Source organism: Streptomyces sp. NPDC050806, assembly GCF_055586425.1.
The window spans coordinates 727,053-738,097 of the sequence record NZ_JBVJIF010000004.1 but is presented as its reverse complement, the minus strand read 5'-3'; the positions used below and the strand labels follow the sequence as shown (position 1 = coordinate 738,097).

Annotated in this window: 10 protein-coding genes and 1 pseudogene; 8 read left to right on the top strand and 3 right to left on the bottom strand. The window is 72.0% G+C overall.

What is annotated here, in order from left to right; genetic code table 11:
• The 4 genes from ACZ6WH_RS16080 to ACZ6WH_RS16065 form a co-directional block, all read left to right on the top strand.
• A partial coding sequence (locus ACZ6WH_RS16080; protein WP_469728938.1) for a flavodoxin-dependent (E)-4-hydroxy-3-methylbut-2-enyl-diphosphate synthase occupies nucleotides 1-558 on the top strand: 558 nt, incomplete at its 5' end.
• A 51-nt stretch (nucleotides 559-609) separates the two neighbouring features.
• Nucleotides 610-2,520 carry a 1-deoxy-D-xylulose-5-phosphate synthase gene (dxs, locus tag ACZ6WH_RS16075; RefSeq protein ID WP_469728936.1) on the top strand — a complete coding sequence of 637 codons (1,911 nt, stop codon included), beginning with the start codon at nucleotides 610-612 and terminating at the stop codon, nucleotides 2,518-2,520.
• Nucleotides 2,517-3,899: an aspartate aminotransferase family protein gene (locus ACZ6WH_RS16070; RefSeq protein WP_469728935.1), complete on the top strand. Its 1,383-nt coding sequence runs from the start codon at nucleotides 2,517-2,519 to the stop codon at nucleotides 3,897-3,899. Before dxs ends, ACZ6WH_RS16070 begins: the two co-directional genes overlap by 4 nt.
• 58 nt (nucleotides 3,900-3,957) lie before the next feature.
• Entirely contained in the window at nucleotides 3,958-5,157 is a 1,200-nt protein-coding gene (locus tag ACZ6WH_RS16065) for a serpin family protein (RefSeq protein WP_469728983.1), read from the top strand.
• On the opposite strand, the gene ACZ6WH_RS16060 is transcribed toward ACZ6WH_RS16065, so the two are convergent.
• Nucleotides 5,108-5,920, bottom strand: coding sequence for a tyrosine-protein phosphatase (locus tag ACZ6WH_RS16060; RefSeq protein WP_432860687.1), 813 nt, complete (start codon nucleotides 5,918-5,920; stop codon nucleotides 5,108-5,110). The two genes, ACZ6WH_RS16065 and ACZ6WH_RS16060, sit on opposite strands and share 50 nt — an antisense overlap.
• 308 nt (nucleotides 5,921-6,228) lie before the next feature.
• Here ACZ6WH_RS16060 and ACZ6WH_RS16055 point away from each other — a divergent pair.
• Nucleotides 6,229-7,014, top strand: a pseudogene (locus ACZ6WH_RS16055) (SGNH/GDSL hydrolase family protein); the annotation flags it as partial.
• A gap of 112 nt (nucleotides 7,015-7,126) precedes the next feature.
• Here ACZ6WH_RS16055 and ACZ6WH_RS16050 read toward each other — a convergent pair.
• Nucleotides 7,127-7,570 (bottom strand): ATP-binding protein, encoded by a 444-nt coding sequence (locus tag ACZ6WH_RS16050; protein WP_432860689.1) that lies wholly within the window; start codon nucleotides 7,568-7,570, stop codon nucleotides 7,127-7,129.
• Nucleotides 7,571-7,706: 136 nt separating this feature from the next.
• Here ACZ6WH_RS16050 and ACZ6WH_RS16045 point away from each other — a divergent pair, with 136 nt between their 5' ends.
• From ACZ6WH_RS16045 to ACZ6WH_RS16035, 3 genes are read left to right on the top strand one after another with little or no spacing between them, the layout of a single operon-like run.
• The gene (locus tag ACZ6WH_RS16045; RefSeq protein WP_361561246.1) at nucleotides 7,707-8,573 is read left to right on the top strand and encodes a helix-turn-helix domain-containing protein; all 867 of its coding nucleotides are present in this window, start codon (nucleotides 7,707-7,709) and stop codon (nucleotides 8,571-8,573) included.
• Nucleotides 8,574-8,576: 3 nt separating this feature from the next.
• Nucleotides 8,577-8,849 carry a DUF397 domain-containing protein gene (locus tag ACZ6WH_RS16040; protein ID WP_469728932.1) on the top strand — a complete coding sequence of 91 codons (273 nt, stop codon included), beginning with the start codon at nucleotides 8,577-8,579 and terminating at the stop codon, nucleotides 8,847-8,849.
• Nucleotides 8,825-9,715: an SAM-dependent methyltransferase gene (locus ACZ6WH_RS16035; protein ID WP_432860693.1), complete on the top strand. Its 891-nt coding sequence runs from the start codon at nucleotides 8,825-8,827 to the stop codon at nucleotides 9,713-9,715. The genes ACZ6WH_RS16040 and ACZ6WH_RS16035 overlap by 25 nt, the downstream gene beginning before the upstream one ends.
• Nucleotides 9,716-9,745: 30 nt before the next feature.
• On the opposite strand, the gene ACZ6WH_RS16030 is transcribed toward ACZ6WH_RS16035, so the two are convergent.
• A complete protein-coding gene (locus tag ACZ6WH_RS16030) occupies nucleotides 9,746-10,717 on the bottom strand; it encodes a carbohydrate kinase family protein (protein ID WP_469728981.1) in 972 nt (323 codons plus the stop codon).
• Between the last annotated feature and the right edge of the window lie 328 nt (nucleotides 10,718-11,045).

Here is an 11,045-nt window from a genome sequence, read left to right as displayed (position 1 = left end):
AACGCCTACCGGCAGCTGGCGGCGCAGTGCGACTATCCGCTGCACCTGGGGGTGACCGAGGCGGGTCCGGCGTTCCAGGGCACCATCAAGTCCGCCGTCGCCTTCGGCGCGCTGCTGTCGGAGGGGATCGGGGACACGATCCGGGTGTCGCTGTCGGCGCCGCCGGCGGAGGAGATCAAGGTCGGTATCTCCATTCTGGAGTCGCTGAACCTGCGGCAGCGGCGGCTGGAGATCGTCTCGTGCCCGTCGTGCGGGCGGGCGCAGGTGGATGTGTACAAGCTGGCCGAGGAGGTCACGGCGGGTCTGGACGGCATGGAGGTGCCGCTCCGGGTGGCCGTCATGGGCTGTGTCGTGAACGGTCCGGGTGAGGCCCGCGAGGCCGACCTGGGTGTGGCTTCCGGTAATGGCAAGGGGCAGATCTTCGTGAAGGGCGAGGTCATCAAGACCGTGCCGGAGTCGAAGATCGTGGAGACCCTGATCGAGGAAGCCATGAAGATCGCCGAACGCATGGCGGCCGAGGGAGCGGCGCCCGGCACCCCCGACGTCACCGTCGGCTGAACGAACCCCCGACGGCTCCGTCGGCTGAAACAAAGAGGAGGGGGACCCAGCATGTCGATGCTCGAATACATCAGGGAACCGCAGGACCTCAAGGAGGTACCGGCGGACCGCCTCGACGAACTGGCGGGGGAGATCCGCCAGTTCCTCATCCAGGCGGTCGCCCGCACCGGCGGCCACCTCGGGCCCAACCTGGGGGTGGTCGAGCTGACCATCGCCCTGCACCGGGTCTTCGACTCGCCCGCCGACCGAATCCTGTGGGACACCGGGCACCAGTCGTACGTCCACAAGCTCCTGACCGGCCGCCAGGACTTCTCCAAGCTCCGCGGCAAGGGCGGCCTGTCCGGTTACCCCTCGCGCGAGGAATCCGTCCACGACGTCATCGAGAACTCCCACGCCTCCACCGTGCTCGGCTGGGCCGACGGCCTCGCCAAGGCCAACCAGGTGCTGGGCAGGCGCGACCACGTCGTCGCGGTCACCGGGGACGGCGCGCTGACCGGCGGCATGGCCTGGGAGGCGCTCAACAACATCGCGGCCGACGACCGGCCCCTGATCATCGTCGTCAACGACAACGAACGCTCCTACGCGCCCACCATCGGGGGCCTCGCCGACCACCTCGCCACACTCCGCACCACCGACGGCTACGAGCGCTTCCTGTCCTGGGGCAAGGACGTGCTGCACCGCACGCCGGTCGTCGGCAAGCCGCTGTACGAGTCGCTGCACGGCGCGAAGAAGGGCTTCAAGGACGCCTTCGCGCCCCAGGGCATGTTCGAGGACCTGGGCCTGAAGTACGTCGGCCCGATCGACGGGCACGACATCGAGGCGGTGGAGTCCGCGCTGCGCCGCGCAGCCCGCTTCCACGGCCCCGTACTGGTGCACTGCCTCACGGAGAAGGGCCGCGGCTACCGGCCGGCCCTGGAGGACGAGGCCGACCGCTTTCATACGGTCGGTGTGATGGACCCGTTCACGTGCGAACCGGTCACGCCGCCGGGGGCACCGTCCTGGACCTCCGTCTTCGGCGACGAGATGGTCCGCATCGGGGCCGAGCGCCCGGACGTGGTCGCGGTCACCGCGGCCATGCTCCAGCCCGTGGGCCTGGGCAAGTTCGCCGAGGCGTATCCGGACCGGGTCTGGGACGTGGGCATCGCCGAACAGCACGCCGCGGTCTCGGCCGCCGGCCTGGCCACCGGCGGCCTGCACCCGGTCTTCGCGGTCTACGCCACCTTCCTCAACCGGGCCTTCGACCAGGTCCTCATGGACGTGGCGCTGCACAAGTGCGGTGTCACCTTCGTCCTGGACCGGGCCGGCGTCACCGGCACCGACGGGCCGAGCCACAACGGCATGTGGGACATGTCCGTCCTCCAGGTCGTGCCGGGCCTGCGGATCGCCGCGCCCCGCGACGCCGACCAGCTCCGCGCCCAGCTGCGCGAAGCCGTCGACGTGGCTGACGCGCCCACCGTCGTGCGCTACCCCAAGGAGTCCGTCGGCGAGCCGATCCCCGCGCTCGAACGCGTCGGCGGAGTGGACGTCCTCGCCCGCGGCGACCGCGAGGACGTGCTGCTGGTCGCGGTCGGCGTGATGGCACCGGTCTGCCTGGCGGCGGCGGAACTGCTCGCGGCCCGCGGCATCGGCACCACCGTGATCGACCCCCGCTGGGTCAAGCCGGTCGACCCGGAGATCCCGCGGCTGGCCGCCCGGCACGGGGCGGTGGCCGTGGTGGAGGACAGCAGCCGCACCGGCGGCGTCGGCGCCGCGGTCGGCCAGACGCTGCGCGACGCCGACGTGGACCTGCCGCTGCGCACCTTCGGCATCCCCGAACAGTTCCTCGCGCATGCCAAGCGGGGCGAGGTGCTGGCCGACATCGGGCTGACCCCGGCGGAGATCGCGGGCCGCATCGCGGAGAGCCTGCCCCGTACGGACGACCGCGCGGCCGTCGCGGCCGTCAAGGAGACCAACGACGCATGAGCGGATTCGACCTGACCAAGCTGCTCGCCGAGCGCGGCGGGGAACGCTACGACCTGCACGCCAAGTACCTCAACCATCAGCTCCCGCGGATGCTGCACACCATCGGCTTCGACCGGGTCTACGAGCGGGCCGAGGGCGCGTACTTCTGGGACGACCAGGGGCAGGACTACCTCGACATGCTCGCCGGGTTCGGCGTGATGGGCCTCGGCCGGCACCACCCCGTGATCCGGCAGGCACTCCACGACGTACTGGACGCCGGGCTCGCCGACCTCACCCGCTTCGACTGCCCGCCGCTGCCCGGGCTGCTCGCCGAGAAGCTGCTGAGGCACACGCCGCACCTGGACCGGGTCTTCTTCGGGAACAGCGGCACCGAGGCCGTCGAGACGGCCCTGAAGTTCGCCCGGTACGCGACCGGCAGACCCCGCGTCCTGTACTGCACGCACGCCTTCCACGGCCTGACCACGGGCTCGCTCTCGGTCAACGGCGAGGCCGGCTTCCGCGACGGCTTCGCGCCGCTGCTGCCGGACACCGCGATCGACATGGGCGACCTGGAGGCGCTGGAGCGGGAGCTGAAGCGCGGCGACGTGGCGGCCTTCGTGGTGGAGCCGATCCAGGGCAAGGGCGTGCACCCCACCCCGCCCGGCTTCCTGCGCGCCGCACAGGAACTGCTGCACAAGCACAAGGCGCTGCTGATCGCGGACGAGGTGCAGACCGGCCTCGGCCGCACCGGCGACTTCTTCGCCCACCAGCACGAGCCCGGCGTCGAACCGGACCTGGTCTGCGTGGCCAAGGCGCTCTCCGGCGGCTACGTACCGGTCGGCGCGACGCTCGGCAAGGAGTCGGTCTTCAAGAAGGTCTACTCCTCGATGGACCGGGTGCTGGTGCACTCCGCCAGCTTCGGGGCCAACGCACAGGCCATGGCCGCCGGGCTCGCGGTCCTGACCGTCATGGAGGACGAGGGGATCGTCGCCGGCGTGCGGTCGACGGGCGAGCTGCTGCGCACCCGCCTGACCGAGCTGATCCCCAAGTACGAGCTGCTGCACGACGTGCGGGGCCGCGGCCTGATGATCGGCATCGAGTTCGGCCGCCCGAAGTCGCTGGGGCTGCGCAGCCGCTGGACGATGCTCCAGGCGGCACGCAAGGGGCTGTTCGCGCAGATGGTCGTCGTGCCGCTGCTGCAGAAGCACCGCATCCTCACCCAGGTCTCCGGCGACCACCTCGAAGTCATTAAGCTCATCCCGCCGCTGATCGTCGGCGAGCCGGAGGTGGACCGGTTCGTCGAGGCGTTCACGGCCGTCATGGACGATGCCCACACCGGCGGCGGCCTGATGTGGGACTTCGGGCGGACGCTGGTGAAGCAGGCGGTCGCCCACAGATGAGCTGACGACGGGGGAGCGGGCAGTGGTCGCACCGACGACGGTACGGGCCGTGAACACGATGACGGCGCGCTGGGCGCGGGCCGCGGCCGGGGGCGGCGGCGCGGAGCGCTCCACCGTCCTCACCGCGGCCGGCGTCTGGCCCCTGCTGGCCCTGCTCGCGGGCCCGGCCCACGGCCCGGCCCGCGCGGAACTGTCCGCAGCGCTGGGCGTGCCCGCCGAATCCGCCGCCGCCGCGGGCCGGGAACTGCTCGCCGCGCTGGACGCCGCGCCCGGCGTCCGCGCCGCGGTCGGGCTGTGGGCCCGCCGCACGCTGGAGCTGCGCCCGGAGTGGCGCGCCGGGCTGCCCCTGGACACTCACGGCGAGCTGACCGGGGACGTCGAGGCGGACCTGGCGGAGCTGAACGCCTGGGCCGTGCGGCGCACCGACGGCATGATCGAGAAGATGCCGCCGGTCCTCGCCCCGGACACGCGCTTCGTACTGGCCTCGGCGCTGGTGGCCCGGACCACCTGGACGTGGCCGTTCGGCGAAACCCTGCTCGACCCGCGGACCGGCCCGTGGCGCGGGCGCCGGTCGGCCGGCCTGTTCCGCCTCGGTCCCCTGGACGACCTCCTCGCGGTGCACGGCACGCCGTACGGCCCGCTCACCCGGCTGCGCGTCGAGGGCGACAACGGCCTCGACGTGCATCTGCTGCTCGGACCCGAGGACCGCCCGGCGGGCGAGGTGCTGGAGACCGGGATCGCGGCACTGGACGGGGCGTACGCCACCACGTACGGGGAGGCGCTGCCGGAGGGCGATGCGGTGGCCCCGGGCGTCACCGTCGGTACCGTACCGAGCTGGAGCACCGGGCCGACCCTGGTGACCCGTGCCGTCTCCTTCACCGTCGATGCGGACCACGACCTGCGCGACCGCGCGGCACTGTTCGGCCTGGAGAGCGCGCTGGACACCGCGCATGGGCACTTCCCCGGCATCAGCGCCTACCCGCTGGCGGTCTCAGCGGCCCGCCAGTCCGCCACGGCGGCCTTCGGCCCGCTGGGCTTCCGTGCCGCGGCGGTGACCGCTGTCGCCGCGGCGCCCGGTGGCGCGCCGCGCACACCGCAGCACCGCGCCCGCCAGGTAGAGGCGCGCTTCGACCGCCCTTTCGGGTTCCTGGCCGTGCAGCGGGGGACCGGCCTGGTCGTCGCGGCCGGCTGGGTGGCCGAGCCGCCGGTCAGTCCTCCAGCAGGCGTTCCCGCAGGCGGCCGCGGGTTTCCGGGGTGAGCTTCAGGCCCTCGGTGAGGTACGCCTCGGTGGAGCCCCAGGTGGACTCGATGGTGTCGAAGGCGGCGTGCAGGTACTCGGCACGCGCGTCGAAGAGCGGTGCCAGCAGCGCCATGACCTCCTCGGACATGCCGGCCGCCGAGCGGTCGGAGCGGCGCACCTTGTACCGCCGGCGCGGGTCGTTGGACTCCAGGTAGTCCGCCTCGATGGCCTCCCGCTCCACGCCCACCGCGAGCAGGGTGACGGCGATGGACAGGCCGGCGCGGTCCTTGCCGGCCGCACAGTGCATGAGCGCCGGCACGCACTCCTCGGCGAGGGAGTGCAGCACCCGGCTGTGGTCGGCGGTGCGGGTCGAGATGATGTGCCGGTACGTGCGGGCCATCCGGCCGGCCGCCTGGCCGTCGCCGAGGACCGTACGCAGCTGGTCCAGCTCGCCGTCGCGCACCATCGCCCAGAACTCCGCGCCGTCGGCCGGGTCGGTGAGCGGTATGTTGACGTGGCGCACGCCGGGCAGCGTGACGTCCGGGCCCTCCAGCTTGATGTCGGCGGCGTTGCGGAAGTCGAAGATGGTGTGCAGGCCGAGGCCGCCGAGGAAGGTGGCGTCCGCCTCCGTGGCGTGCGCGAGGTGACCGCTGCGGAAGAGCCGCCCCTGTCGTACGCGCCGCCCGTCGACCGTCGGAAGCCCGCCGACGTCGCGGAAATTGCGCACCTCCACGAGCAGGGGCTCGGTCGACTGGACCTGCGGCGGCTGCTGCGTCGTCACGGGCGCGCTCCTTTGACGTCGGCCGTCGACGCTGCTCGTCGACGAGCGGGCTGTTTCGACCATACGGCACTGGTGCAATAGGCAACTAGCTCGCTCGGCCACTGTTTCCGACCGTATGACGTCGCAGTCTCGTCGTTCTGGATCTCATTGGGGCCCGCTCGCGGTCGCTCGGAGCCCGAGTTGGACCGTGACGGACGTTCACTCTTATTCCGACTTGGTCAGAATTTGACTGAGTGGCGATCATCACCTCCCGTCAACCCCTGGTTACGGTGGCGTAGGTCACTCCCTAAGGTGAATTATGTCCTGACGTGGCAGAGGATTCGAAGAAGATAAGCAGCAGCGAAGGTGGCTCGATCGGGTCGTACGCAGCCGTCGGCGACAGTTTCACCGAAGGCGTCGGCGACCCCGGTCCCGACGGCGCGTTCATCGGCTGGGCGGACCGGCTCGCGGTCCTGCTCTCCGACCGCCGCCCGGAGCACGACTTCCGGTACGCCAACCTCGCCGTGCGAGGCCGCCTCCTGGACCAGATCGTCGCCGAGCAGGTCCCGCGCGCCAAGGAGCTGGGTCCCGACCTGGTGACCTTCTGCGCCGGCGGCAACGACATCCTCCGGCCAGGCTCCGACCCGGACGCCGTCGCCGAGCGCTATGCCGCCGCCGTCGCCGACCTCAAGGAGTCGGTGGGCACGGTCCTGCTCTGCACCGGCTTCGACACGCGCGGCATCCCCGTGCTCAAGCATCTGCGCGGCAAGATCGCGACGTACACCGCCCATGTGCGGGCCATCGCCGACCGGTACGACTGCCCGGTGCTGGACCTGTGGTCGCTGCGGTCCGTGCAGGACCGGCGTGCCTGGAGCGACGACCGGCTGCACCTCTCGCCCGACGGCCACACCCGGGTGGCGCTCCGCGCGGCCCAGGTCCTCGGCCTGGACGTGCCCGCCGACCCGGACCAACCCTGGCCGCCGGAGGCCCGTACCGCGGCCGACGCCCGCCGCGAGACCATCCACTGGGCGCGCGAGCACCTCGTGCCGTGGATCGGGCGGCGGCTGCGCGGCGAGTCCTCGGGCGACCACGTCACGGCCAAGCGGCCCGAGCTGGCGCTGCTGGAGGCCGACGCGGCCACGCTCGCCCAGGTGGCGGTCCCGCAGCGGGCCGACGCCGGCCCGGCCCAGACGCTGCTGCCCTAGTACCCGGCAGCTCGAGGCCGGACTAGTACGCGAGATCGGCCCAGACGACCCGGCCCCGGCCGTCGTCGGAGGGCCGTTCGCCCCAGTCCTCGGACACCGCGCCGACCAGCAGCAGGCCGCGCCCGCATTCCCGGTCCGTACTGCGCGGCTGCGCGTGCGGCCGGGAGTCACTGTGTCCCTGGTCGGTGACCGCCACCCGCAGCCGCGCGCCGTCGAGGGTCAGCGCGCAGTGCACCCGCTCGCTGTCGGTGTGCCGCACGGCGTTGGTGAACAGCTCCGAGACCACGAGCTCGGCGTCGTCGCGCACCTGCTCGGTGGCGCCCCATTCCCGCAGCGCAGAGGTGACTCTTCGGCGGGCCTCCGGAACGGAGGTGCGCAGCGCCGGCAATTGGAAGGCGTCGCTGAGGAGTTCGACGGCGACGCCGCCGCATCCCCTTAACGATGCCGCGTTGTGGGAGGAAGGCACTCCGCAACTATGTGCGATGTTGGACAACCTTGGCAAGGATCATTCTGCAAATTGCAGAATCGTCATCGCAGTCTGTTCGCACTTCTGATGGCATGACACACTGCTGACCACGGAACTCGGTTGGAGGAGATCACAAGTGGTGGACGCACGGTCGGGCGGTGCTCCGACCGTCCTGCGGGTTGTCCTCGGCAAGAGGCTGCAGGACCTTCGCGAGAAGGCCGGACTCACCTTCGAACAGGCCGCCGATGCCCTCGACGTCACGCACGCGACCGTTCGCCGCATGGAGAAGGCCGAGGTCGGCCTCAAGATCCCCTATGTGGAGAAGCTGCTCGCGACCTACGGTGTCACCGACGCCGAGGAGAGCGAGACGTTCGTCGCCCTCGCCCGGGAGGCCAACCGCCCCGGCTGGTGGCACCGCTTCCGGGACGTCCTGCCCGACTGGTTCAGCGCGTACGTCAGCCTGGAGAGCGCCGCCAACCTCATCCGCGCCTACCAGCCGCACTACGTCCCCGGCCTGCTCCAGACCGAGGGCTACGCGCGCGCCGTCCTGCGCGCCGGCATGCCGCACGCCTCCGTCGAGGAGATCGACCGCTGCGTCGACCTGCGCATGGAACGGCAGTCGCTGCTCCGCCGCGACAACGCGCCGATGCTCTGGGCGGTCCTGGACGAGACGGTGCTGCGCCGCCCGGTCGGCGGCTCCGAGGTCATGCGCGAGCAGATCGGCCGGCTCATCGAGGCCACCGAACTCCCCAACGTCCGGCTTCAGGTCATCCCGTTCGCCGCCGGCCCGCACCCCGCCATGTACGGGCCGTTCCACATCTTCCGGTTCCCCATCCCGGAGCTGCCCGACATCGCGTACGCGGAGAGCCTGGTCGGTGCCGTGTACTTCGACCAGCGCGGCGATGTCTCGCAGTTCCTGGAGGCGCTGGACCGGATGTGCGCGCAGGCCGCGCCCGCACACCGCACCGCAGCCCTCTTGAGTGGCTTTCGCAAGGAGATCTGAACCATGGATCGCATACGCATCTACAACGGCATGCCCGCCAGCGAACTGGGCAGCGAGGGCTGGCACAGGCCGTGGAGCGGTGGCAACGGCGGCGAGTGCGTCGAGGCGATGAGACTTCAGGACGGCCGGGTGGCGCTGCGCCAGTCCACCGACCCCAACGGCCCGGCACTGATCTACACCCACGGCGAGATCGAGAGCTTCATCCGCGGCGCGAAGGCCGGCGAGGCCGACTTCCTGCTCGCGCCCTGCGGATGCGGAGAGATGAGGACGGCGTGAGCGACATCGTTTTCCCGGCGCACGGCGATCCCGCGGCGGACCGAGGCTTCACCGTCGAGGAGATCGACACCAGCCGGCCGCATCCGGCCCGGATGTACGACTACTACCTCGACGGCTGGGACAACTACGAGGTCGACCGCGAGGCCGCCGACCAGGTGATCCGCGTCCACCCCCAGGTCCGCGACAGTGCCCGCGCCAACCGCGCCTTCATGCGGCGTGCCGTCCGGGACGCGGCCGACAGCGGCATCCGGCAGTTCCTCGACCTCGGCACGGGCATCCCCACCTCGCCCAACACCCACGAGGTCGCCCGCGAGAGCGCCCCGGACGCCCGGGTCGTCTACGCGGACAACGACCCGATCGTCGCCACCCACGCGGGCGCCCGGCTCACCTCGGCGCCCGGCACCGGCTTCGTCCTCGGCGACGTCCGCGACCCGGCGAAGCTGCTGGCCGACCCGGTGGTCCATGCGCTGATCGACTTCGAGCGGCCGGTGGCCCTGCTGCTCGTCGCGGTGCTGCACTTCGTGCGCGACGACGAGGACCCGGCCGGGGTGGTCACCGCGCTCGCGGACGCCCTGCCCGCAGGCAGCCGGCTGATCCTCTCCCACGCCACGGGCGAGCCGTACGAGGCGTACGAAGCGGGCCGCACGGACGAGGTGGCGCGGGACGGCGTCCTGAACGTCTACAAGAACGCCACCGCCACCCTCAACCTCCGCGACAAGGCGGCGGTCGAGCGGCTCTTCGGGCCGTTCCGGCTCCAGGAGCCCGGCGTCGTCCGGGTCCCGCTGTGGCGCCCGGACGGCCCCGTGCCCACCGCCGAGGAGATCAACAACACGATCTTCTACGGCGGTGTGGGCATCAAGGACTGAGCGCCCGTCACCGAGGCGGCGGCGCGGGCGTCACGCGGTGAGCGAGGGCGCCCGTGTCTCCGCCGCCGGCACCTCGGCCGGCTCCCGCACCGACCGGACGGCGGCCGGCTCGTCACCGGCCTCCTCGTCACCGGCCGCCAGCAGTTCGTCCGCCGAGATGAGCGCCGTGTGCGTGCCCTCCGACGTGCAGGCGTGCGCGCCCGCGAGCGTACCCAGCCGGGCGCACTCCTCCAGGTCCCGGCCGGCCAGCCGGCCGTGCAGGAAGCCGCACACGAACGCGTCGCCCGCGCCGTTGCTGTCCACCACCGGCGCCGACGGCACCGCCGCCGGGACGTGCCGCGGGGTGGAGTCGTCCGGGGTGAGGAGGTACGCGCCGCCCGCGCCCGCCGTCGCGATCACCGCCTCGGCCCGGCCGTCGCTCAGGATCTCCCGCATCACCGACGCGATCCGCTCCCCGGCACCCGCGGCGCTCAGGAACACCAGGTCCGAGCGGAGCGCGAACTCCCGGTGGTGGTCGGCCAGCCCGTCCCAGTCGTGCAGGTCCGTGGAGACGGGGACGCCCAGCTCCCTGATGTCGTCGTAGAGGAACCGCGCGAAGTGCATGATCGACAGATGCACGTGACGGGTCCTGCGCAGGTACGGGAGATAGTGCTCGGCCGGCATCCGCAGGTCGAGCGGGTCCCGGCCGTCGTAGAACGACGTGCGGCGGCCGTCCGGGGAGACGAGGTTCACCGCGCGGCGCGTCCCGTGCGGCGAGATCATCGGATCGAAGTCGACGCCGGTGCCCCGCAGCCGCTCCTTGACCAGCTCACCCTCGTGGTCAGCGCCGATGAAGTCCACGAACGCGGTGGACAGCCCGAGCGCCGCACAGCCCAGCGCGACGCCCGTACCCGTATGCCCCGCCCACTCCCGGACCGGCGGTACGGCGTACGAGTCGGCCTGCGGTACCGGCAGCGCGCCGACCCGGACGATCGTGTCCACACCCGATCCACCGACGACCAGCACGTCGTACGGCTGGGTCGGCCGGGTGTCCTGCTGGATTCCCTGCTGGAATGTCACAAGTGTCCTTGAATCCCTGGCTGGTGAAACCGATAACGGCCCATTGGGGGCCGCTCCGGGGAGTGTAAACGCCACACTCCCCGCGCAACGCCAAGTCACTACCCCGTCACTCGCTGAGACGCGCCCCGCACCCCCGCCACCACCGTTTTCCGGACAACCCCCGCCCCGCACCCGCCCCACCCGGCCCGCCCCGCGACCCCTGCCGCGGCGTGCCGGTCAGCTCGCGGCGCACCCCCACGCCGCCCGCGGGCCGCGGCTCCACTTGGCCGAT

Coding starts and splice junctions, on each gene's coding strand:
- dxs (WP_469728936.1), top strand. CDS start 610: ATGTCGATGCTCGAATACATCAGGGAACCGCAGGACCTCAAGGAGGTA.
- ACZ6WH_RS16070 (WP_469728935.1), top strand. CDS start 2,517: ATGAGCGGATTCGACCTGACCAAGCTGCTCGCCGAGCGCGGCGGGGAA.
- ACZ6WH_RS16065 (WP_469728983.1), top strand. CDS start 3,958: ATGACGGCGCGCTGGGCGCGGGCCGCGGCCGGGGGCGGCGGCGCGGAG.
- ACZ6WH_RS16040 (WP_469728932.1), top strand. CDS start 8,577: ATGGATCGCATACGCATCTACAACGGCATGCCCGCCAGCGAACTGGGC.
- ACZ6WH_RS16035 (WP_432860693.1), top strand. CDS start 8,825: ATGCGGAGAGATGAGGACGGCGTGAGCGACATCGTTTTCCCGGCGCAC.